This window comes from Vibrio sp. 10N.222.49.A3, from assembly GCF_041475145.1.
GTDB classification, from domain to species: Bacteria; Pseudomonadota; Gammaproteobacteria; order Enterobacterales; family Vibrionaceae; genus Vibrio; species Vibrio tasmaniensis_A.
The window spans coordinates 40,771-62,847 of record NZ_JBFRVM010000027.1; the positions used below are offsets into that span (position 1 = coordinate 40,771).

22 protein-coding genes and 1 pseudogene are annotated in these 22,077 nt (G+C 43.1%); 9 read left to right on the plus strand and 14 right to left on the minus strand.

The features are described from left to right. Window positions 1–31 precede the first annotated feature (31 nt). Both speB and speA read right to left on the minus strand, forming a co-directional pair. Window positions 32–958, minus strand: a complete 927-nt coding sequence (gene speB / locus AB4589_RS04865) for an agmatinase (RefSeq protein ID WP_012603735.1) — start codon at window positions 956–958, stop codon at window positions 32–34. After that, window positions 958–2,865, minus strand: a complete 1,908-nt coding sequence (gene speA / locus AB4589_RS04870) for an arginine decarboxylase (protein WP_102257374.1) — start codon at window positions 2,863–2,865, stop codon at window positions 958–960. The genes speB and speA overlap by 1 nt, the downstream gene beginning before the upstream one ends. A 561-nt stretch (window positions 2,866–3,426) precedes the next feature. Here speA and AB4589_RS04875 point away from each other — a divergent pair. The 4 genes from AB4589_RS04875 to AB4589_RS04890 all read left to right on the plus strand — a co-directional run bounded on the left by AB4589_RS04875 (window position 3,427) and on the right by AB4589_RS04890 (window position 8,861). Beyond that, window positions 3,427–4,863, plus strand: coding sequence for a coniferyl aldehyde dehydrogenase (locus tag AB4589_RS04875; protein WP_372099599.1), 1,437 nt, complete (start codon window positions 3,427–3,429; stop codon window positions 4,861–4,863). After that, window positions 4,860–5,438, plus strand: a complete 579-nt coding sequence (locus AB4589_RS04880) for a TetR/AcrR family transcriptional regulator (protein ID WP_371710716.1) — start codon at window positions 4,860–4,862, stop codon at window positions 5,436–5,438. The genes AB4589_RS04875 and AB4589_RS04880 overlap by 4 nt, the downstream gene beginning before the upstream one ends. Before the next feature lie 495 nt (window positions 5,439–5,933). Then, window positions 5,934–7,508, plus strand: coding sequence for an ABC-F family ATP-binding cassette domain-containing protein (locus AB4589_RS04885; protein WP_371710715.1), 1,575 nt, complete (start codon window positions 5,934–5,936; stop codon window positions 7,506–7,508). Between the two features lie 114 nt (window positions 7,509–7,622). Then, the gene (locus AB4589_RS04890; RefSeq protein ID WP_372099602.1) at window positions 7,623–8,861 is read left to right on the plus strand and encodes a leucine-rich repeat-containing protein kinase family protein; all 1,239 of its coding nucleotides are present in this window, start codon (window positions 7,623–7,625) and stop codon (window positions 8,859–8,861) included. Window positions 8,862–8,953: 92 nt separating this feature from the next. Here the strand turns inward: AB4589_RS04890 and AB4589_RS04895 are convergent, their stop codons facing one another. The 6 genes from AB4589_RS04895 to thrS form a co-directional block, all read right to left on the minus strand. Continuing rightward, a complete protein-coding gene (locus AB4589_RS04895; RefSeq protein ID WP_371710714.1) occupies window positions 8,954–9,388 on the minus strand; it encodes a hypothetical protein in 435 nt (144 codons plus the stop codon). Between the two features lie 40 nt (window positions 9,389–9,428). Further along, window positions 9,429–9,746 carry a N(4)-acetylcytidine aminohydrolase gene (gene yqfB, locus AB4589_RS04900; protein ID WP_372099604.1) on the minus strand — a complete coding sequence of 106 codons (318 nt, stop codon included), beginning with the start codon at window positions 9,744–9,746 and terminating at the stop codon, window positions 9,429–9,431. Window positions 9,747–9,914: 168 nt separating this feature from the next. Beyond that, on the minus strand, window positions 9,915–10,268 hold the full coding sequence (gene rplT / locus AB4589_RS04905) for a 50S ribosomal protein L20 (protein ID WP_004733517.1): 354 nt from the start codon (window positions 10,266–10,268) through the stop codon (window positions 9,915–9,917). 42 nt (window positions 10,269–10,310) lie between these two features. After that, window positions 10,311–10,505, minus strand: a complete 195-nt coding sequence (gene rpmI, locus AB4589_RS04910; RefSeq protein WP_004738430.1) for a 50S ribosomal protein L35 — start codon at window positions 10,503–10,505, stop codon at window positions 10,311–10,313. 104 nt (window positions 10,506–10,609) lie between these two features. Further along, on the minus strand, window positions 10,610–11,161 hold the full coding sequence (gene infC, locus AB4589_RS04915; RefSeq protein ID WP_077680304.1) for a translation initiation factor IF-3: 552 nt from the start codon (window positions 11,159–11,161) through the stop codon (window positions 10,610–10,612). 2 nt (window positions 11,162–11,163) lie between these two features. Continuing rightward, window positions 11,164–13,092 carry a threonine--tRNA ligase gene (gene thrS, locus AB4589_RS04920; protein ID WP_029223062.1) on the minus strand — a complete coding sequence of 643 codons (1,929 nt, stop codon included), beginning with the start codon at window positions 13,090–13,092 and terminating at the stop codon, window positions 11,164–11,166. A 272-nt stretch (window positions 13,093–13,364) separates the two neighbouring features. Between thrS and AB4589_RS04925 the strand changes: the two are divergent. From AB4589_RS04925 to AB4589_RS04940, 4 genes and pseudogenes are all read left to right on the plus strand, one after another. Continuing rightward, window positions 13,365–13,580, plus strand: a pseudogene (locus tag AB4589_RS04925) (phage antirepressor N-terminal domain-containing protein); the annotation flags it as partial. A 63-nt stretch (window positions 13,581–13,643) separates the two neighbouring features. Further along, window positions 13,644–13,835: a hypothetical protein gene (locus tag AB4589_RS04930; protein WP_371728411.1), complete on the plus strand. Its 192-nt coding sequence runs from the start codon at window positions 13,644–13,646 to the stop codon at window positions 13,833–13,835. A gap of 124 nt (window positions 13,836–13,959) precedes the next feature. Then, window positions 13,960–15,186, plus strand: coding sequence for a hypothetical protein (locus AB4589_RS04935; RefSeq protein WP_210441693.1), 1,227 nt, complete (start codon window positions 13,960–13,962; stop codon window positions 15,184–15,186). A 1,101-nt stretch (window positions 15,187–16,287) separates the two neighbouring features. Beyond that, window positions 16,288–16,875 (plus strand): phage antirepressor N-terminal domain-containing protein, encoded by a 588-nt coding sequence (locus tag AB4589_RS04940; protein WP_371728410.1) that lies wholly within the window; start codon window positions 16,288–16,290, stop codon window positions 16,873–16,875. Between the two features lie 169 nt (window positions 16,876–17,044). Here AB4589_RS04940 and AB4589_RS04945 read toward each other — a convergent pair whose 3' ends face one another. Beyond that, the gene (locus AB4589_RS04945) at window positions 17,045–18,361 is read right to left on the minus strand and encodes a hypothetical protein (RefSeq protein ID WP_372099606.1); all 1,317 of its coding nucleotides are present in this window, start codon (window positions 18,359–18,361) and stop codon (window positions 17,045–17,047) included. Between the two features lie 349 nt (window positions 18,362–18,710). Between AB4589_RS04945 and AB4589_RS04950 the strand changes: the two genes are divergently transcribed. Then, window positions 18,711–18,923 (plus strand): hypothetical protein, encoded by a 213-nt coding sequence (locus AB4589_RS04950; RefSeq protein WP_017078617.1) that lies wholly within the window; start codon window positions 18,711–18,713, stop codon window positions 18,921–18,923. A gap of 5 nt (window positions 18,924–18,928) precedes the next feature. On the opposite strand, the gene AB4589_RS04955 is transcribed toward AB4589_RS04950, so the two are convergent. The 5 genes from AB4589_RS04955 to AB4589_RS04975 all read right to left on the minus strand — a co-directional run bounded on the left by AB4589_RS04955 (window position 18,929) and on the right by AB4589_RS04975 (window position 22,076). Continuing rightward, window positions 18,929–19,219 carry a helix-turn-helix domain-containing protein gene (locus AB4589_RS04955; protein WP_108194669.1) on the minus strand — a complete coding sequence of 97 codons (291 nt, stop codon included), beginning with the start codon at window positions 19,217–19,219 and terminating at the stop codon, window positions 18,929–18,931. A gap of 80 nt (window positions 19,220–19,299) precedes the next feature. Beyond that, a complete protein-coding gene (locus tag AB4589_RS04960) occupies window positions 19,300–20,532 on the minus strand; it encodes a tyrosine-type recombinase/integrase (RefSeq protein ID WP_372099609.1) in 1,233 nt (410 codons plus the stop codon). Window position 20,533: 1 nt separating this feature from the next. Further along, the gene (locus tag AB4589_RS04965) at window positions 20,534–21,508 is read right to left on the minus strand and encodes a hypothetical protein (protein WP_372099611.1); all 975 of its coding nucleotides are present in this window, start codon (window positions 21,506–21,508) and stop codon (window positions 20,534–20,536) included. Further along, entirely contained in the window at window positions 21,508–21,711 is a 204-nt protein-coding gene (locus AB4589_RS04970) for a hypothetical protein (RefSeq protein WP_372099613.1), read from the minus strand. Before AB4589_RS04970 ends, AB4589_RS04965 begins: the two co-directional genes overlap by 1 nt. Further along, complete coding sequence (locus AB4589_RS04975) at window positions 21,708–22,076, minus strand: phage tail protein (protein ID WP_004733483.1); 369 nt, start codon at window positions 22,074–22,076, stop codon at window positions 21,708–21,710. The genes AB4589_RS04970 and AB4589_RS04975 overlap by 4 nt, the downstream gene beginning before the upstream one ends. Window position 22,077 lies beyond the last annotated feature (1 nt).

Genomic DNA, 22,077 nt, shown 5'->3' on the forward strand with positions numbered 1-22,077 from the left:
TTGTCACGTTCAACATGGCTCGCTAACTATTTTATTTTGTTAAACGATTTGCCGTCCAAACGTAAAGCAGCTCAAGTGCGATAGTTGCACCAGCTAGAGCGGTAATTTCGCTTTGGTCATAGGCTGGAGACACTTCTACTACATCCATACCAACCATGTTGATACCTTGTAAGCCACGGATGATTTTGAGCACTTTATCTGAATTCAAACCACCACACACTGGTGTCCCAGTACCCGGAGCAAACGCAGGGTCTAGACAGTCAATATCAAACGTTACATAAACAGGTTTGTCGCCAACAATACCTTTTACTTGAGCAATGATCTCATCCACGCTCATGTCATTCGCTTGCATCGCATTAATAACATTAAAGCCGTGACCTTCCTGCTTATACTCTGTACGAATACCTATTTGCACAGAATGCTCAGGCGAGATTAGCCCCTCATTTGGCGCATGGTAGAACATGGTGCCGTGATCGTAACGACTGCCCTGACTGTAAGTATCAGTGTGCGCGTCAAAATGAATCAGAGCCATCTCACCGTACTTCTTGCCGTATGCTCTTAGCAAAGGCAGTGTAATGAAGTGATCGCCACCTAAACCTAACAGTGTTTTACCACTGTTTAGAATCGCATCAGCGGCTGCTTCTAAACGCTGAGTTAAGTCTTCAGCATCACCGCAATCAAACACAAGATCGCCAGCATCAATCACCGAGGTGTGTTCAAATACATTGAAGTCCCAAGGGAATTTTTTGCCTTCCCACGCCAAGTTTACCGACGCACGACGAATCGCATCAGGCCCCATACGAGCACCCGGACGACCCGACGTCGCCATATCTAACGGCGCGCCCAACACAACCACATCAGCATCGTTATCAATTGGGTTCTGTACCAATGGACGACGCATAAAAGTCATCGCGTTGGAGTACAGCGAGTAATCTGGTTTGGTAAATAGATCGTTCATTAAAAATCCTCAAGATAGGTGTAACCCATCAAGCCTTGCTCTAGCTCTTCAAGTACGCTTTGCTGCTCTTGTGCTGGTACTTTTGCCGTGACCAAATCTTTGTAGTTCTGACGAATCAGATCCGTATCAATGTGAACATAACGCATCATGTCTTCAACCGTATCGCCTTCATTGATGTAGTCGATATTCGCTTGACCACTTTCATCAACATTCACCACTACACTGTGGGTATCACCAAATAGGTTATGCATATCACCCAAGATCTCTTGGTATGCGCCTACTAAGAAAAAGCCCATCAGGTATGGTTCATCTGGGTTCCATGCAGGAACTGGCAGAGTCGTTTCAATACCTTGACCATCAACATACTGGTCAATCGTACCGTCAGAATCACAAGTAATATCCAATACTACAGCGCGTCGCTCGTCCGCATTATCCAAACCACTTAGAGGCAATACAGGGAACACCTGATCGATACCCCAAGCATCTGGCAATGATTGGAACAGCGAGAAGTTCACGAAAAACTTATCAGCCAAACGCTCGCTCAACTCATCCAAAATAGGACGGTGGTAACGGTTCTTAGTGCTCATTCGAGAGCTAAGTTCGTAGTTAATGCGCAAAGACATCTGCTCTGCCCAAGCACGGTGCTGAAGGTTCAGCATACCCGTCGCAAATTGGTTGTGTGCTTCTGCGATATCACTTTGCGTGTCGTTGTAGATCTCAATCAGCGCGCGGTCATCATTACCCGCATCTAGCTCTAAGAAATTCTTCCACATGTTGTTTAGCAACATTGGTGCGTCAGCTTCAGGCGCAGCCATATCTTCCGGAGAATAGCTTTCTGTACCGATCACGTTAGTAACAAGCACAGCGTGATGCGCAGTCAACGAACGACCAGATTCAGAAATGATCACAGGTTGAGGCTGATTGTAGAGCTTACAAATATCCCCCACTGTCATTACGATGTTGCGAGCGTACTCAAGCAAGCCGTAGTTCATTGAGTTTGAAGACTGGCTACGTGTGCCGTCGTAATCGACCGCCAAACCGCCACCAACGTCTAAGAACTTCAGTTGAGCACCGATATCACGCAGTTCACAGTAAAAACGAGCCGCTTCACTCACACCATTTCGTACATCACGAATATTCGCCATTTGCGAGCCAAGGTGGAAGTGTACTAGCTCTAGAACATCCAGTTGATCTTCTGCTTTCAAGCGTTCAATAACGGTCAATACTTGTGATGCAGACAAACCGAATTTCGACTTCTCACCACCACTTGCTTGCCATTTACCTGCACCTTGAGATGCAAGACGAATGCGTAGACCTAAACGAGGTTTCACGCCAAGCGCTTTTGCTTCAGAAAGGACAAGATCAAGCTCTGACAACTTCTCTAGAACGATAAATACTTTGTGGCCTAGCTTTTCGCCAATCAACGCAAGACGGATGTATTCTCTGTCTTTGTAACCGTTACACACGATCACAGAGCTCGCTTTTTGAGCCAGTGCCAATACCGCTAATAGTTCAGGCTTGCTGCCCGCCTCTAAACCAAGCTGCTTCTGCTCTAATTGAGCTTGGCTCGCTAAGATCTCGTCAACCACTTCTTTCTGTTGGTTAACTTTAATCGGGTAAACAAGTAGGTAACGGTTATCGTACTGATATTCGTCGATCGCTTGGTTGAATGCGTTACAGATATTGTGCACACGTTGATGCACTATTTGAGGAAAACGCACAAGAGCAGGCAAACCAATATTTCTCTGCTCTAACTGTTTTACGATCTGACTTAGCGGAACTTGATGATCGGTTTCGCTCGGTGATACATACACCTCGCCATTATCATCAATTCCATAAAAACCTTGGCTCCAGTGCTTTACATTATACTCAGCACGGATGCGTTCCAAATTAACCGAATTTTCCAATTCTAGAGACCTCACACTATAGGGCCATCGACAGAAGATACCTCATTGGAATAGCGAGGTATAACCCAACAAAAAACGTTCGAAAACGATTTGTTGGCTGCATTAACCGATATTATTAAGAGTGAGTCCAACCATTGATATTTGTGGTTACGATTACGTTTTTTTATCGTCGATCCGACTTAAAGTGACAGGTAAGGTATTACAAGGTTTTAGACCAAAAAACAGGCTGAAGCGCATGAGATTTAAAGCACTTTCCAACAAAAAATCAGGTGAATAAAATACCAAAGACACATAAAATTCTTGGCTAATCAGGTCAAGTTAAGTCAGGGTTTTGACAAATATGACCACTTCCCAATCTGAACTCTCGCTATTACAAACACTACTTGTATCCCGTGATTCGATACCTATAAACACTTCGTTCTTCCTACTAAAACTCGCTCACTTCAATGTTGTAACCGCTCAATTTTTGAACTTTTCTCGCGCATATCTTGTATTTGGTTGGATATTCTTGTAATTTCAACCGACCAACCAATCGGTCAGCTTTCGAATTTAGGGGATACTATGAGCCATAATCTAGACCTTGAACCAACCACGTCGAACATCAACGACATGGATCAAATATTCAACCGACAAAAAAATCACTACCGCAGTAATGTTAATCCAACGCTTGAGCAGAGAAGAAAAAACCTCTCGGAATTAAAAGCGTTGCTAATGCGCTACCAAGGGCAATTGATTGATGCGGTGTCTGAAGATTATGGCCACCGAGCAAAACACGACAGCTTGATTGCTGATATCACCCCTTCTCTTCACCAGATCAATTACAGCCTGAAGAACCTTAAGAAATGGTTGAAGCCATCTCGCAGAAAAGCAGGCTTAATGCTGACACCCGCGAAGATCACCGTTCATTATCAGCCAGTGGGTGTTGTCGGTATCATTGTTCCTTGGAACTTCCCGGTGATGCTCTCTTTAGGGCCCCTCATCACTGCGTTGGCGGCGGGCAACACTGCAATGCTCAAGATGTCCGAGTTTACTCCTGCGACCAACCGAGTTTTAAAATCCATGCTGGCCGAAGGCTTTAGTGAAGATCAAGTCGCGATTATCGAAGGCGAAGCTGACGTTTCCGCTAAATTTAGCCAGCTCCCGTTTGACCATATTCTATTTACTGGCTCGACCTCTGTGGGTAAGCACGTCATGAGAGCAGCAGCCGATAACTTAACGCCTGTAACCTTGGAATTGGGCGGCAAGTCTCCAACGATTATTGCTCCCGACTTTGATGTGGCTGACGCCGTTGAACGCATCCTGTTTGCAAAAAGCTTGAACGCTGGCCAGATTTGCGTGGCGCCCGATTACATCTTATTACCACGAGAAAAAGTCGACGCGTTCATCACAGCTTATAAGCTGTACTTCAAAAAGCTGTATAAAGCAGGCATTGAGAGCAAAGACTTAACTTCAGTGATCGATATGCGTCAATACAATCGTTTGAAGGGAGTGATTACAGATGCTCAATCTAAAGGCGCAGTTGTTCACACTGTCACCGAGCAAGCACAAGACGATGTGAACCACAGAATGACGCCACACCTTCTAACCGAAGTGAACGACGACATGCTCGCAATGCAAGAAGAGTTGTTTGGCCCCGTACTGCCTATCGTTCCTTATGATTCTATTGAAGAAGCGATCAGCTACATCACAGCAAGAGAACGTCCACTTGCTCTGTATCTGATGAGTCATGATAAGCAAACCCAAGACCAGTTCTTATCAAATACACATTCTGGCGGTGTTTGTATCAACGACTCGCTAGTGCATGTGGCAGCAGAAGACGCGCCGTTCGGTGGCATTGGCCCTTCAGGCATGGGACACTACCACGGCATTGAAGGCTTTAAGACCTTTAGCCATGCCAAAACCGTTCTAAGTAGAGGAAAAGTTAACTTCACCAAGTTAATGCACCCTCCTTACAACAATCCAATTAAAAAGATTCTGTTCAAAGTACTAAATAGATGATTACGAAAAGGCAAAAAATCCTAGATGCTGCGCTCCTGCTCTTCTCTCAGCAAGGGCTAGAGGGCACATCTACCGGACAAATAGCGAAAACAGCAGGCGTCGCAAAAGCGACACTGTTTCATCACTTTGAGAACAAATCTCTACTGATTGATGAACTGTTTCGTGAACTGAAAATAGAGCTATTTTCTACCCTTGACCAGCACACAGAAATCGCTGAACAAGATCGCTACCAAGCCTTTAAGTTCATGTGGATTACAGGGCTTGAATGGGCACTAGAAAATCCGATTGCAATGAAGTTCTTCACCAATGTTCATTTCGACCCAACAACTCAAACTCGAGAAGTGATTGTTTCAAAGATGTTCGCATCATTAGACGAGATCATTTTGAAAGGACAAGAAACTGGTGAGCTGATGGTGTTAGACATCAACCTTGTTAGGCACTTCATCCACAGCCACTTTTTGATTTGTGCAAACTGGTTGATTGAGCAGAATGAGTTACCACCAGAGCAGTCAGCCAAGTACATCATCGATAGCTTTGACATGTGCTGGCGAGCTGTCGGCGGACGAAACCTGTAACTTTCAAATTCTTTGAAGCCCTTGCTTTCAAAGAACACTCTAAAGCGCCTCATGGTTATATCTATATATGGGCATGAGGCGCTTTAATTATTTGGATACATTTTAATCACATCACCATATTGACTTTAAGCACCCTCTTTCAGTACCATCCCACCATCATTTCAAAAGAGAATAACGCCATAATGAAGTACTAACATCCTGACATCCGATTTATTTTTATAAAAATCATTTGGACACTCGGGGTTAGTGGGCGTTACTTCGTCATCTATTTTCGCGACAAATCAAGCTCTTAAAGATCCGTTTTTTGACAAGCTACATCTTTAAGATCAGTACCTTAAAGACAAAAATCAGATCAGCACTCTATTTCCTATCTTTGATTGGTACGCTACCTAAGTAACGTCTTTGGCGATCTATACATAGAATTCTGTGTAGGGTTTTATATAGAAAAAGCGCCCCACCCCTTTTACTCGTTTACACGTAAAGAGAGGTATTTTTATGCCTACTATATTAGCCAACAATCTCTCATTCCAACTCGATACTGGTGAGTGGTTATTCAAAGACATCACCTTTAATTTGAGCACTCGCCTCACCGGCCTAGTCGGAAGGAATGGGGCTGGAAAGTCACTACTTCTTTCGTTACTGATCGGGCAAAAACAGCCCACAACAGGCAGTATTTCGCGCCAAGGTTCGATCGGCTTTTACTCTCAGTTGCCATCAACGCTACTGGATTCCGCCACCACCATCGCTGACTTCTTAGGGCTCACCGAAAAGTTAGATGCATTAAAAGCGATAGAGCAAGGTAGCTGCGAACTGCAGCACTTCAATATCGTTGGAGATGATTGGGATTTACAAGCGAACACCAAGCAACTTTTAGCCACATTGAAAATAACCAGTGGGTTAACCACGCCTTGCCATACATTGAGCGGTGGGCAACTCGCCCTTTTACAGCTTCACCGGTTATTCGCATCAAACCACAACATACTGATTCTCGACGAACCTACAAATCATTTAGATAGCGACGGCCGCAATTGGTTACTGGAACAGTGCCAGTTGTTTGAAGGTAAAGTACTTATCGTCAGCCACGATCGAAGTTTATTGAGACACATGGAAGGGATCTATCACCTCAACAGTTTGGGCATGCGTTTCTATAAAGGGAATTACGATGATTACTTCACGCAAATGTCGAGTCAAAGTGAAGCACTGGACAAGCAGATAACGCATCATCAATCGGAAAAGAAACGACTCGAGCGCCAAGCTCAGACTAACAAGGAAAAAGCCCAACAACGTGAGTCTCAAGGTAACCGACTCCGAAAATCGGGTAGCCAACCCAAGGTATTATTGGATGCAATGAAAGATAAAGCAGGGCGAACCCAAGGTGCATCGGCAACAAGCCACAAGAACTTAAAGGATCAAAACCAACATAAACTTCAATCTCTTCAAGAACAACAAGAACAACTGAAGCCGCAAGCGTTGTACCTACAACAAGCGAATCGTTCTAAAAAACACTCACTATTAACCGTTGAAGAGTGTCGCCTAAATTTTGGTTCTAGTGCTCCTATTAGCTTCTCTCTATCACAGGGAGAACGATGTTATCTAACTGGGGCTAATGGGTGCGGAAAATCGACACTGTTAAAAGCCATTCACGGCCAACACTCGAACTATATCGGATCCATTAAGCGCTTAGGGGCGACCGTATACTTGGATCAACACTTTGGCCTGTTAGACACCAACGACACCATGTTCGATAGCTTGATGACACACGGCTTTGGGTTAACAGAAAGTGACGCACGAACCTTGCTCGCTGGAATAGGGTTCAGGCGAGACTCTGTATACCGAAAAGTGGCTCATTTAAGTGGTGGTGAAAAAATGAAACTGGCGATGTTGATCGTTAGCCATAAGCAAGACACCCCGCTTTTATTACTCGATGAACCGGACAACCATCTAGACATCGACTCAAAACAAATATTGGCATCCGCTTTGCGTGAATACCAAGGCGCATTTATCTTGGTGAGTCATGACAGCGACTTTGTTGAGGAGGTCGGCGTCAGCCAAAATCATATACGACTTTAACCTTCGTAAATTCGTTCACTTAGCTTAGTTAAGCGAGCATCGTTCCGGTGCTCGCCTTTCTTGATTGAGACAAGTAAACTACGCGCCTCGAACATCTATTCATAAGGCTAAGGTTTGCATACTCTAGAACAATTAAAATCAGGGCAACTAAACGGTATTAAGCGCTTACAACTGTCAGAAGGTCTCACCGAATTTCCACTAGAGATCTTAGAGCTCGCTGATTCTCTTGAGATCCTAGACCTTTCAGGCAATCAGCTGTCAGATCTACCAGAAGAGTTATCACAGCTGACTAACCTGCGTATTATCTTCGCGTCGAATAACCTGTTCACGCACCTGCCTGATGTTCTGGGGTTACTTCCTAAGCTTGAAATGGTTGGCTTCAAAACCAACCAAATCAAAACCGTTAGCGAGCAGTCTCTACCGATTCAACTACGTTGGTTAATCCTGACCGACAATGAGATCGAGGTTCTGCCTAGCTCGCTAGGTGAAAGACCACGACTACAGAAACTGGCATTAGCAGGCAACAAGATTCGCGTTTTGCCAGAAAGCATGGAAAACCTATCAAACCTTGAACTGGTTCGTCTGTCTGCAAACCAACTGACTGAATTCCCAGAGTTCCTTATCAAGCTACCAAAACTGGCTTGGTTAGCGTTTGCGGGTAACCCATTTTGCAAACATCCAAGCAGCTTAGATAGCGTGCCTGCCGTAAGCTCGCAATGCTACTCACTCAATCAAGTGCTGGGCCAAGGTGCGTCTGGTGTAATTTCTCATGCTAACTGGTTAAACGGTGACTTTGATTTCCCACAAGAAGTGGCAGTTAAAGTATTCAAAGGCGAAGTGACCAGTGACGGTTACCCACATGATGAACTTGAAGCATGTCTTCAAGCAGGCCAACATAGCAACCTAGTGAAGTCTATCGCACAAGTTGATGAAGAGAACTACCTAGCATTGGTGATGGAGCTTATCCCGAGCAACTACTACAACCTAGGTTTGCCCCCTACTCTTGAGAGCTGCACTCGCGATACGTTCAACGAAGGCTTTGTGCTTTCAATTGCTCAGATCAATAGCATTACCGAACAGATGATTGATGTGTTTGAACACCTTCATGCCAACAAAGTTTGTCATGGTGATCTATACGCTCACAACACTTTAGTGAATGAGCAAGGTCAGATGATCTTTGGCGACTTCGGAGCGGCGACTATCTACGGTTATCTAACTGAAGAGCAGCAACAAGGCATTCGTCGAATTGAAGCGCGTGCACTGAAGTTCTTTATTGAAGACCTATTGACGGTTTGCGCACAACAAGATCAAGGCAGCGAGCTTTATACTAAATTGGCGAACTTCGAAGCTTAATAGTTCATTATTCAGAAGTACTCGGTCGAATTGAAAGCAACAAAGCCAACATCACTGTTGGCTTTTCATTTGCTCATAAAACGAATCAGCGTTTAGCTTTCAACTTGAACAAGCTTCAAGTACGAATGTAGCTCACCGTTCTTATACTCAACCGCAGAATGGATATTAAGGTCTTTACACGCGACAACATCAAACTGGTAACGATTGTCACCTTTATTGATTTCGACTTGCAGCAGCCCGCTTTTAAGCAACCAAAGACCTTGGGTTTCAAATCGGTCAAACAAACGATATTCCGTTAGACTACCATCAGAATGAAAGTGAACCTCGGTAATGTACCCTGCTGGGCAACTTTTTACCCAAGTCCGCCCTAAGACATCTTCTTCAACAAAGTTTCTTTTGCTCTCGCACCACTTTAAATAATCGGCACTCTCGCTCAGTTCACTATCAAGGTCATTCTTAGACAGTAACGTTTGCTCTTGCTGTTCACGACAGTAAAGCTGAAGCAGTGTCTGCTGGTTATTACTCATTAATCGCCATCCCTAGCTAGTCAATCTAATCCAATCAGGCTTAAGCTACCAACTCATAAGAGACAACATACAGTTCAGAGATCCCTGGGTAGATATCTTGAATCACATCCTTGAGGACATCTAGCGTCATGTTCTCTTGCTGAGCATGGAATTCACCTAAGTCATCAAACAAGATTGGTTCTACGCTAATGATCTTAAGATTACAGAATACACGTCCCTGCTCTAGCGTTGATACTTCTACAACACTGCCTGGTTGGTAATTGCGCTCAGATTCATCGCGAATAGTAATCGTCTTCTTGCCAGAAAGGATGTCAGTTTCAAAACGTTCAAAGAACGTCATAGTAGTCGGTGCGGTCATTTATCTCGGTCGCTTAACATTTAAAGGTTAGGTAAATGTTTATATACCAGAATGCTTGTTCAAGCGAATAAAAATTAGATGCGAGAGAATGCGGCAAAGCCAAATAGCAGGCAATAAAAAAGGAGAACCGAAGTTCTCCTTTTATTAAACCTTTAAGCTAACTCTAAATTATAGAGATGCTTTCGCTTTTTCAACTAGAACAGCAAATGCTGCTTTGTCGAATACTGCGATGTCAGCAAGAATCTTACGGTCGATCTCGATAGATGCTTTCTTAAGGCCATTGATGAAACGGCTGTAAGATAGACCATTTTGACGAGATGCCGCGTTGATACGTGCAATCCAAAGTTGACGGAATTGACGTTTCTTGTTGCGACGGTCACGGTAAGCGTATTGACCAGCTTTGGTAACTGCTTGGAAAGCTACGCGGTAAACACGTGAACGTGCTCCGTAGTAACCTTTAGCTTGTTTTAGAACTTTCTTATGACGTGCACGAGCTTGTACACCACGTTTTACGCGAGGCATTATGCTTCTCCTAAACTAAACGAATTTATAAACTAAAAAGAATTAAGCGTATGGCATCATACGTAGAACTTGAGCAACTTCACATTTAGGAAGGATCGAGTTCGGACGTAGCTGACGCTTGTTCTTAGTAGTACGCTTAGTCAGGATGTGACGTTTACCAGCGTGCTTAAACTTAATACCACCAGCAGTTTTCTGGAAACGCTTAGCAGCACCTTTGTTGGTTTTCATCTTAGGCATGATGAATAACTCCGCATTGTTGAGTTGTTAATAACATAGTAATTAGGGCGAATAAAACCCCGCAACCTGAGGCTGCAGGGTTTAATTACTTGCAAAGCCGTTAATTACTTCTTTTTAGGGGCCAACACCATGATCATCTGGCGACCTTCAATTCTCGTTGGGAAAGATTCGACAACTGCAAATTCTTCAGTATCTACTTTCAAACGATTAAGAACGTCAACACCGATTTCTTGGTGAGCCATTTCGCGGCCACGGAAGCGAATTGTTACCTTCACTTTGTTGCCGTCTTCAAGGAAACCAGTCAGGTTGCGTAGTTTTACCTGATAGTCTCCAATATCAGTTCCAGGTCGGAATTTAATTTCCTTGATCTGAACCTGCTTTTGCTTTTTCTTCTGCTCTTTCGCAGCTTTGCTCTTCTCGAAGAGGAACTTACCGTAGTCCATCACACGACAAACTGGCGGCTCGGCGTTAGGGCTGATCTCTACAAGATCCATACCAGCTTCATTTGCAGCTTCCATCGCTTCAGCGATTGTTACTACACCAACAGCTTCGCCGTCTGCGCCAGTTAGACGCACTTCACGAACGCCACGAATGTCACCGTTTAAACGGTGCTGGTTTTGTTTGGCCGGTTGTTGGCCACGTCTTCCGCCTTTAATAGCTATTCCTCCAGATTGAGCTTACGGCTTGAAACCTCGGCTTGGATGTATGAAATAAAGTCATCCACTTTAAATTTGCCAAGGTCCTTACCTTTACGTGTACGTACTGCAATTTCGCCGGCTTCCATTTCTTGGTCACCACACACAAGCATGAACGGTACACGTTTCAAAGTATGTTCGCGGATTTTAAAGCCAATCTTCTCATTTCTCAAGTCTGCTTTGACTCTAAATCCACTTTTTTGCAGTTTTTTCGCAATTTCTTGTACATATTCAGACTGTTTGTCTGTAATGCCCATAACAATTGCTTGTTCTGGCGCCAACCACGTTGGGAAGAAGCCAGCGTATTCTTCAATAAGAATACCGATGAAGCGTTCTAGTGAACCTAAAATCGCGCGGTGAATCATAACTGGCGTGTGACGCTCGTTATCTTCACCTACGTAAGTTGCACCTAAACGTTCTGGTAATGCAAAATCGAGCTGCACTGTACCACATTGCCATGCGCGGTCCAAACAATCATGCAAAGTAAATTCAATCTTAGGTCCGTAGAACGCACCCTCGCCTTCTTGAATCTCGTATGCAATCTCCATCGCCTCAAGCGCTTGCTTAAGATCGGCCTCTGCACGGTCCCACATTTCGTCTGAACCTACACGCTGTTCTGGACGAGTAGATAGCTTAACAACGATGTTTTCAAAACCGAAAGTTGTGTAAGTATCGTAAACCATTTCAATACAAGCTTTAACTTCTTGCTGAACTTGGTCTTCAGTACAGAATACGTGAGCATCATCTTGAGTGAAGCCACGAACACGCATAATGCCGTGAAGTGCGCCAGACGGCTCGTTACGGTGACATGAGCCAAACTCAGCCATACGTAGCGGTAGATCACGGTAAGATTTCAAACCTTGATTAAAGATTTGAACGTGACCAGGACAGTTCATTGGCTTGATCGCGTATTCACGGTTCTCTGAAGAAGTCGTGAACATCGCTTCAGCGTACTTATCCCAGTGACCAGAACGTTCCCAAAGAACACGGTCCATCATTAATGGGCCTTTTACTTCTTGGTAATCGTACTCAGTCAGCTTCTGACGAATAAATACTTCTAGCTCACGGAAGATAGTCCAACCGTTGTGATGCCAGAACACCATGCCTGGTGCTTCTTGCTGCATGTGGAATAGATCTAAGTGCTTACCGATTTTACGGTGATCGCGCTTAGCCGCTTCTTCTAGGCGCACTAGGTGAGCCTTAAGCGCTTTCTTGTCATGGAATGCAGTGCCGTAGATACGTTGAAGCATCTTGTTGTCACTGTTACCACGCCAGTAAGCACCTGCTACGTTAAGTAGTGTGAAGTGTTGGCAGAAGCCCATATGTGGAACGTGGGGACCACGACACATATCGATGTATTCTTCATGATGGTACAGGCCTGGACGATCGTCTTTAGAAACGTTCTCATCCAAGATTTCGATTTTGTAAGTCTCGCCGCGAGCTTCGAATGCGTCACGCGCTTCCTGCCAGCTAACTTTCTTCTTAACAACCTGATACTTGGTCTTCGCTAGCTCTTTCATACGCTTTTCAATCTTTTCTAGATCTTCTTGCGTTAGAGAGTGCTCAAGGTCGATATCGTAGTAGAAACCGTTATCAATAGTAGGACCGATCGCCATTTTCGCTTCTGGAAAAAGCTGCTTAATCGCGTGACCTAAAAGGTGAGCACAAGAGTGACGAACGATCTCAAGGCCATCAACTTCATCTTTAGCTGTGATGATTTCTAGGCTTGCATCGTTTTCGATAAGATCACAAGCATCAACACGCTCGCCATCTACACGACCAGCAATGGTTGCTTTCGCAAGACCAGGACCGATTGATAGGGCAACATCTAGAGTTGATACAGGGTTGTCAAATTGACGCTGACTACCGTCAGGAAGAGTAATAATTGGCATTATTTGTCCTTTACAGTGGTGTTGCACACCAAGCAACACATGAAAATTATTTAATATATTCAATTCAAAAAGTTAAAAAACTTAATGGGGATATATGTAAGAATTGGTACAAATTTAGGCACAAATACAGATGCGCCTTTATAAGTACCGGGGCATTGTAGCGAATTAACATGAAATAACAATGCTGCACTTAAAGCAAAGCATGAGAACTATGTCTTTATTTCTTTCTAGGTTAAATGTAGGCACCCCTCCCTGAGAGTCTGTGAATTTTCATTACTACTCGTTACCAATCCCGCAAACTTGATAGTAATAAAGAAAGGTGGAGTGCTGCTTTTATAGCAACAGTTGCTCAAGATTCTAAAAACCGCGATTTACTCTGCATCCCGCTTCGAAAACTCTTTGGTTGGCTCCAAACACTTCAACCAAATCGAATCCGCAACAAAGTAATCCAATACCAAAACGAATGTGACGATGTTCTTTGGCGATACTGGAACCAAGAAACCAACCAACTCCCCACCCCAAGTACAATCCCTGTTACCACCAAACTTTTAATGACATTAGAAAATGGCCGCGTGATCGGTACTGTTCCGATTGGTGATGATGTGATGGTATTCGAGCGCTCAAGGCTTCCAGAATTGCTACGTGAGCCTGGTTACTTTTCTATTGAGGATTACGCGAAAATTGCTGAGACGGCGAATTCTAAATTGGCGGATCTGCTGGCTGTGAAAGGAAAGAGATGGTGAGTTTAAATGATTAAAGGCGCCGATTCAGTACAAGCAAAAAATTATAATTTATTTAATTAATTAATAACGTTAGATAGCCTGATGGGGATATATGTAAGAGCTGGTACAAATAAGGAATTTTATAATGAGAACACTCTTATCATTACTAGCATTAGTGTCTGCGAGTACAATTGCGGGAGTAAGTACAATCTCCTTAGGGAATGGCTCACCAAATATATCTTCTTCAACTGTGAAGCCAAATTCTATAATTAAAGATGGCTACGAATACGATTGGGATAACTTAGCTACAAATGATGTAAAAACTATAACGGTGTCCGACCTTGGTATCGAATTCAAAACCGTCACAGATTACAATGAAACCTATTGGGGGAGTAACCTAATTAGATCTGAGTCCAGTGCCTTTATGTTAAAAATTAGGAAGAATGAAACATTCAGATTGGATCATGCAATAGTTGTTGTGAAATACAAAAATAAGAATGGAGAATATTATCGAAACCCTATCAATAATTCGATTGAAATCACCAATACCAAAATAAAACGATTTAAGCATAAAATGCCGATGTTTCAAAGACCTGCTTTCGTAAAGGAAAAGAAGAATGGTGATGGGTATAGTTATCTAGAAATGATTGAATTAGAAAAGGGCTATAGAGTTGACGATAACTATGAATATATAGAGTTCTCTGTTCTTCAAACATCAATCCCACAAGGATATACACCTGCAGTTACTTTGCTTGCTGCAAATGAGTATAATCATACTAAGCATCAAGTTATAGCTCAAAGTGCGATTTGCGACCCGGGCTGTCCAACTCCGGATAATTGGCGTCAACCAGAGCCAATGTCAGTGCAATTAGGTATTAATGTCCAAGTACCTTATGCCTCTGCAAGTTTCAGTGTTACAACTAACTTTAGCGAAGTTGAACCTTCGGCTTCGGTAGGCGGCTCCTTCACAAACGCAGACGTAGAAATGGAAGCATATGCAGCTTTTTACAATAGTGATGACTTGGATGCCATCATGTATGGTCCCAGTATAGTTTCAACGTTTGATGTAAACCCAGTGGTAGGTTTAGGAGGTATTTTGATGTCTAGTACTGATTTGTCGATTCAAGGCATTGGAGTCACGTTAGGTTTAACTGGAATTCCTGACGTTGATATAACTGGATCCGTTGGTTTTGAACCCACTCCGTCAGATGATAATAATGATTCTAACGACTCATCGGATAACCATAATCCAAATTTTGGAGGACATGGTGACACCCAAAATGGTAACGACAATGAGTCTGGCCACTCTGGGGGTGTGAATGAAAATAGTGACGGTGGGGTTGGCGTAAACAGTCCTTGGGGAGGGCGTTAATTAGATGCTTAGCGAGATTGTTGTTATTGGTATGCTAATAGTGAATATCCTAGTTTTCACTAGTTTTAAACTAGGATTATTTAAGATAAAAAGCTATAAATTGGCATTGGCTATATATAGATTGAATCTATTACTTACAGCGATATTGTTTGTTCCAATGATTTCTATATTTTTTAATTATTTTGACGTACCTAATAAGGATTTCCCTTTAACTAGCAAAATAATTTTATCTGTTGGCGCTTTTTTTAGTGTTAGTTTATCTATGTACAATACAACCATTTGCAAATATTGCCGAAAGATTGCCCATTCGAAAAAATTATGGTCAGTTCCGAAGCATTGCCCTCATTGTAATAAAACACTCTAGCCTTTAGAGTGTGTATGCATATGGTATTATCCATAACAAATTTGACTTAAAGGCAGAAAGCCACCAAATGGCTTAAAAGCGAACTCATACTTGTATATTTGTACAGTTACAATGATAAGGCAAGTGTGACTATTTGCCTTTGCCCTTTCGTATTGATCCAATTTAGCTGTTTAAAGCGTTGCCAATATGCACCATGACACTTACAAAGTTTCTGCATAGTGCATTTTGTGCAATGGGACTGAAACAGGTAGCCCTTAACTAGCAACACTGAGTAGTGCAGCTTTGGCTGGCCCGCCTTGCCTGTAGCGGTAGGACCAACGCTACTCAGTTTCCTTCTCTTTGGTAGATTAGGTGAGAGCGCTTCGGCGCACCGTAGCCTTGGAGCGGTAAGACCAATCTCGTTTAATCTACCACCACACAACCACTCACCTTTAAATTCCCACTGTTTTGCATCTTGATTTATTACACTCATCGACTCATAATGAAACTTCATTGGCAAAATCCAATGACAGGTTTGGTCACCTGAAGTTTTTACGTAGGCGTGTATTCGCCAGCTTTCTGCTGGTTTTTTTATGCGCGCGTTTTAGCACACCCAAATTATGGTGGGCTGGATGGAGTCGCTTCGGCGAGCCGTTTCCTGCGTAGACGGTATGACCAAACTCTGTTCAGTTCACCACCCAATGTTTGGTCATATTGCGTGGTGATATTTACATAAAACTACGTAGATGGAGGCTCTTATGCCTAACCAAATCAATGTACCTTTCCACGGTTCAAACCTAATCGTTATCAACCACGATAGCGAGGCCCACATACCAATGAAGCCAATTGTTGAAGGTATGGGTTTAGATTGGAGTTACCAATCCCGCAAACTTGGTAGTAATAAAGAGAGATGGAGTGTTGCTGTTATAGCAACAGTTGCTCAAGATTCTAAAAACCGCGATTTACTCTGCATCCCGCTTCGAAAACTCTTCGGCTGGCTCCAAACACTCCAACCTAATCGAGTCCGCAAAGAAATCCGCGACAAAGTGATCCAATACCAAAATGAATGTGATGATGTTCTTTGGCGATACTGGAACAACGAAACCAATCAGCTCCCTACCTCAACTCCACCCCGTGTTACCACCAAACTTTTAATGACATTAGAAAATGGCCGCGTGATCGGTACAGTTCCGATGAGTGATGATGTGATGGTATTCGAGCGTTCAAGAATTCCAGAACTGTTGCGGGAGCCTGGTTACTTTTCTATTGAGGATTACGCGAAAATTGCTGAAACAGCGAATTCTAGGTTGGCGATGTTGTTAGCGGCGAAGGGAAAAAATTGTTGAGTTGAATAGATAAAGGCGCCAATTGGTGCCTTAGTCGTTTGTATGACTCTTCTGCTTTCAAAAAATCAACAACTTGCATAACTCGCCTCGCAACATCTAGGCTAGCTTTATCAAGCTTTACCCAAGTAGGAATAAGTTGGGTATCTTTAAATGACAGCTTACTTTGTGCTCATTGATCGACAAAAAAGCTAGCCACTTTATTAAATACTTGTTTAAAAATTGAGGGCTTCTCAACCACGGGCTTTATTGGATGCTTATCAAGTTTGGCGCTTGACTCTGGCTTAACATCAACAGTCACCGTTTTTTGTTTTGCTTTGTCTACATCCACAGTTATTTGGGGTTCTGTTGACGTTTGTGAGCTCAAACCATCAATGACTTCATGAGACTGAATATTGGAACTATTGTCAGAGGTTGACGCTTCATGGTTATCATCCGGTTTAAGCTGCTGGATTTCTATGGGGCCCCCTAAATATTCGTTTCGTGGAGGTAGGTTTTCTTCAATTTCTTCGACGAAAGGTATGTTAGGTTGGACGCGTGATGAATTTTCGACTGGCGGAACAGTTACCTCCGCTTTTCTGTTAAAGCCCAAATAGTTGTTTTCTAATTTTACTCGCTCTCCCGTAAACACATACAGGAACTGGGCATAATCGCATTCAAAAATATGCTTCTCAGACTCATTTTGTCTACCAATAAAGTAAACTGAAGCTACTTCGTTTTTTTTCTGTGCCAGCGCCGCAAATCTCTGAGCTCTTTTCAGTTCATCTACGATTGCATTACGTTCACGATTAGACCACTCGTTACAACATAGCTTTAACTCAAACCATTTTGAACTTTGAGGTTCTTTCACATTTAGAGTTATAGAAATGACGTCCTCAGAGGTGAATAATTCAGAGGTATACCTAAGGTCTGCGTAAAAAATGTGACCCGGTTTGTAAGACTCTATATTGCTCCAATTAAAAATCTGTTGAAAAACAAAACGATATTTACCTTTGACATCAGGTAACGTCAATGGCTCCAAGGCGTTATTCTCAACATCTTGCATATAAAAAATTGTTGCCGCTGCGACACTACTTGAAAGCTTACCCTGCCCCTTACCGTTGCCCTTCTTACCAGTAGAATTACCATTTTTTGTATTTGTTAATGTATTACAGGAACCGGGTCCACCGTTTCTTTTTAGTTCACTGTCATCTTTTGGTAACGTGATCTCAACGACTTTAGGCAAAACCCAATTCTTTCTACCTTTAGCGTCAATAGCTTCTCTACCGCCAAATTCAGGTGAGAAGCAACACCCCATGCTATGTCCATCGAGATACTTATAATATGGCTGATAAACGTTATGCTCTTTATATGAACAAGGAGTGGCTACATATCTACAAAGTGGATTGGGACAAAAGTACTTTGATTTTTCAATATATACGTTTGGAAACTCTTTGAGCATAAAAGCGTATTCAATATTGTCTGATGTCTCATTATATGCTCGATCCATTTATGACCTCCAAACCAAATATTCCAATTTGTTTCATATGTGAGATGGAATTGCAATTTTTATAAAATTAACCAGACAAATATTAGGCATTGATCGAATTCACTGGCGTTACGCATCACGCTCAGTCTTGGTTCTTCCAGCAATATTGTAAAAATCTTAGGGCTGGTGGTGACCATACAACCCGAAAAATTTTCATTTCGCGCGGTGTGGACTCGTTTGCAACCCTATAGACTCCAGAAGAACCTATCCACTTAATCTATAAGTAGATATTTGACATTCATCACTAAACTCACATGGCGACAAGGAGCATAATCGAATGTGCATTTCATTTAATATAAGGAGACATGTTATGCCTGCTAACGACCATGAACTAGTAAACTTTTCTGAAGACTATGAGTTAAATAGACACCTTCGAAAGGCAGGGTTCGGCCAAACTCAAGAGAATAGAGATGCCTTAAAAGGCTTAGGTGATGCAACTAAGAAGGCGAAAGGAAAGTCCAGACTTACACACGCAGATTTAGAACTAGCAATAGATAAAAGTAAGCCCAAGTTTAAAAAATAGAATCGCTAATTAGATCTATAGTAAGTAAAGACGGTTCCACCACGTTCGAGAGAAATACTTGCTCGAGTTAAGTACCGTCTTTCATTCAGCTGCCTTAGCAGAGAACTTGCCCAACTCGGTGACAAACCACATCGCTTAGCAATATATTGCGCTGTCACCTCTTCGCCCTGCTTTATCGAACCCAACACTCTCAATTGTGTCTTGCTCAACTTCACCAATTTCACCTGGTGCGGAACAAGTCGCGCAGCAGCCACCAAAGCGTGACTCACCTCACCTTTTTGCTCAAAATCACCCATACTAATACTGTCCTCTGCAATTATGATCTAGATGGTTTTTACTTGTTGATCTAACAGATCATTTTCAATGTGAACGTTTTTTAAAAATCAGCAATAAAACAGTCTCGCCAGCAAATTTTTAGCCAAGAATGATACGTTTTAAGGGCTTCTGACTTCTGCAGCTCGATGTGAGTGTGAATGTACGCTTGCTCCAGTTTTCCCTTTGCATGATTCAATAGCGTTTCTGCAACCAGATAATCAATCCCGATATCAGCCCACACAGTACGCGCTAACTTTCTTAAGTCATGAGCGGTCCATTTGCCATTCGCTATAGCTCTAATCATCTGAGTGGCATCAGCGCTTGATACTGGACGTTGATCTCGCTTGGAAGAAGGAAATAGATTGTTCCCTTTGTAATGATTCGCCAATTGCCAGGCTTTATAGGCCTGCAGCAGACTGACCCATTCATCGGTGAGTGGATATAAGATCTCTTTTCTTGTCTTCGTATCACGTATCGGGATCTTCCAACGATTGGTGACAAAACAAATGTTGCACCACTTCGCTTTGCGCGTTTCACCAATGCGGGTACCGTGACTAACCATCATCAAACACAACATCCGAGTCAATGGCTCGGCTTGACCAAACTGCTCAAGTAAGCCTGGTGTATGCCCAACGAGCAAATTACATCCCTTTGGTTTGATTTTGGCCTTCACAAAGTCAGTAAACATCATGTCATTGAGCGGGTTATGGCCGATTTTGTTCATCTTTTTCGCCTGGTTGAATGCGACTTTTAACGCCTGAAATATAGAGCGAATATAACTAATTGAGTACAGCCCTTCGCGTAGAGGCTTCATCAACTGTTTTTCAATTTCACGATGTGAAAGCCCAGCAATCTCAACACCGTGAAGACAGGAAACCAGGTGTGAGTCAATCATGGCTTTAAGCGAACTCAGCCGGTCTTTAGATAAATGTCCGTTTCGCGTCTCCATATCTAAATACCAAACCAGCAACTCATCGACGGTCATAAATTCATTAGAGCGAGATCTGGTGCCAGTGGAGAGCTCTTTTACTATATGCTCGATAACGTCTGGGATGTGTTTTGCGCTCAAGTTAGGGTATTTCCCAAAAACATGAGCGGTCTGATTGCCACCTTTGTATTCATAAAACACCCAAGATCCTTGTTGTCTGTTTTTCTTGTAGCGCAGGTACACTGAGTACCGTTCGTCTTTCAGCTGCTTCACATGGGGCAGTTTTGCATGCCTCTTAATCTGCGCATCAGAAATCTTACAGCGAACGGTCGCAACATGATGAACACCAGAATTCAACGTAATCATCCTATTCTCCCGTTAAGGTGGCTTTAATGCTCATTCGTCTTGGCTGCAGGCCTTGACCTGAAATCGAGACGCTATCTATTGAGCACGTTCCTTGGAATACACCAGGGAAAGAGCTATCCAAAACCAATAGCCCTTCAGCAAACACAGCAGGATTTGGCGGTGCTTCGATACTGAGCTTTCGTCCCTCTCGCTGCATTTTTCTTAGCTCACTAGCGCATGCCTGCTCAGCTTCTTGCTGGCTGTTTCTATCTTTACCAATCGATCTAAACGGTGCCTTCCCTTTTCTGATTTCTTGCCGAGTGCCGTTCTCAGTCGAAAGATAAAATGCTTTCACGCCTGTGACATCCGTTCGGCCATCGAGGTCGATACTCACATTCGTGAAATTGGGCAACTGCGGGTTATTACCACTAGGTTGTGACAAGGTAACGGTTTCAATATCTTTGCCACTTGCGCTTCTTGCTTCTCCCTTGGGAGCAAAGATGAAACGGCCATCGATAGGCTTGGCGACGGCATCATATTGTTTGGCCAGTCGATAAAGGAATGACGGTGTACTTTCATCAGTACGATCAATATGCTCGATTTCAATTTTTTGTAATCTCGGATGAACAAAAGCTTGAAAGCCATGAGGAGCAACATTATCCGCGACGATTTGAGCAAGTTTTGTGTTGTCCCAGCTCATCGACTTACGCTCTCGATAACCGGTTTCATCTTTAATACTGAATGGGGCGACCGATAGCACTAAGACAACTTCACGCGGATGTAAACTGATTGAACGTTTCGATATTTGAAATTCATCACGTAGCACTTCCCCCAAATACACAGAGTACTTCTCACCTTTAGGGGGAATGCCGTCAATGTCATCAGAATTGATCGTTAAAGAAAGGCTATCCCCCTCAATCCCGTTGCCATCAGATAGGCGCCAGGATTTAAGACGAGCCAATAACAGTTCGCTATTTTTACCTACTAGTTTGAACATTAATCCCAAGACCTCGTAACAGATTGAGTGGGGTTCACAGTGGATATTTCAGGAATATGGACATTGGTATCCACAGTAAATACATCACCACGGACATGCGGATTAAGGCGATAAAACTCGATCTCTAACTGATCACTGTCTTGGCCTGTTTGTTTAAAAAGTAAATCGGTGATTAATTCCCCTTTACGAGCAAATATTTTCATCCACGAGACTCCAATAGCTGCAAAGACATATCAGTCACCATGGCTCGACCATCGTGGATCAGCTCACTGCGCCCCTCTTTAATCTGCTTAATCGTCCAACGGCCAAGGTTAAAACCTTGACCATCACTCACTTGTTGAGGCTCATCAATCAAGGCACGAATCGCATCCACTGATTTAGCAGCACTGTATTGAAGCCATTTTGCTGTGATGTCTATCGTTTCAAGTGGTCTGCCCGTTCGCTCTGAACGCGCATTATCAATGAGGCCGACTTCTGAGTAAGCGCCCGCCGTGGTTCTATCAAACTTCGTTATGGGTGTTTTATCTCCAACCGAAAATACGAACTCTCCGATCACTAAATGATGCATG

Excerpts from the sequence above, each read along its gene's own strand:
- speB (WP_012603735.1), bottom strand. The coding sequence starts at position 958 with ATGAACGATCTATTTACCAAACCAGATTACTCGCTGTACTCCAACGCG.
- AB4589_RS04875 (WP_372099599.1), top strand. The coding sequence starts at position 3,427 with ATGAGCCATAATCTAGACCTTGAACCAACCACGTCGAACATCAACGAC.
- AB4589_RS04880 (WP_371710716.1), top strand. The coding sequence starts at position 4,860 with ATGATTACGAAAAGGCAAAAAATCCTAGATGCTGCGCTCCTGCTCTTC.
- AB4589_RS04885 (WP_371710715.1), top strand. The coding sequence starts at position 5,934 with ATGCCTACTATATTAGCCAACAATCTCTCATTCCAACTCGATACTGGT.
- AB4589_RS04895 (WP_371710714.1), bottom strand. The coding sequence starts at position 9,388 with ATGAGTAATAACCAGCAGACACTGCTTCAGCTTTACTGTCGTGAACAG.
- yqfB (WP_372099604.1), bottom strand. The coding sequence starts at position 9,746 with ATGACCGCACCGACTACTATGACGTTCTTTGAACGTTTTGAAACTGAC.
- rplT (WP_004733517.1), bottom strand. The coding sequence starts at position 10,268 with ATGCCTCGCGTAAAACGTGGTGTACAAGCTCGTGCACGTCATAAGAAA.
- rpmI (WP_004738430.1), bottom strand. The coding sequence starts at position 10,505 with ATGCCTAAGATGAAAACCAACAAAGGTGCTGCTAAGCGTTTCCAGAAA.
- thrS (WP_029223062.1), bottom strand. The coding sequence starts at position 13,092 with ATGCCAATTATTACTCTTCCTGACGGTAGTCAGCGTCAATTTGACAAC.
- AB4589_RS04930 (WP_371728411.1), top strand. The coding sequence starts at position 13,644 with ATGACATTAGAAAATGGCCGCGTGATCGGTACTGTTCCGATTGGTGAT.
- AB4589_RS04935 (WP_210441693.1), top strand. The coding sequence starts at position 13,960 with ATGAGAACACTCTTATCATTACTAGCATTAGTGTCTGCGAGTACAATT.
- AB4589_RS04940 (WP_371728410.1), top strand. The coding sequence starts at position 16,288 with ATGCCTAACCAAATCAATGTACCTTTCCACGGTTCAAACCTAATCGTT.
- AB4589_RS04945 (WP_372099606.1), bottom strand. The coding sequence starts at position 18,361 with ATGGATCGAGCATATAATGAGACATCAGACAATATTGAATACGCTTTT.
- AB4589_RS04950 (WP_017078617.1), top strand. The coding sequence starts at position 18,711 with ATGCCTGCTAACGACCATGAACTAGTAAACTTTTCTGAAGACTATGAG.
- AB4589_RS04955 (WP_108194669.1), bottom strand. The coding sequence starts at position 19,219 with ATGGGTGATTTTGAGCAAAAAGGTGAGGTGAGTCACGCTTTGGTGGCT.
- AB4589_RS04960 (WP_372099609.1), bottom strand. The coding sequence starts at position 20,532 with ATGATTACGTTGAATTCTGGTGTTCATCATGTTGCGACCGTTCGCTGT.
- AB4589_RS04965 (WP_372099611.1), bottom strand. The coding sequence starts at position 21,508 with ATGTTCAAACTAGTAGGTAAAAATAGCGAACTGTTATTGGCTCGTCTT.
- AB4589_RS04970 (WP_372099613.1), bottom strand. The coding sequence starts at position 21,711 with ATGAAAATATTTGCTCGTAAAGGGGAATTAATCACCGATTTACTTTTT.
- AB4589_RS04975 (WP_004733483.1), bottom strand. The coding sequence starts at position 22,076 with ATGCATCATTTAGTGATCGGAGAGTTCGTATTTTCGGTTGGAGATAAA.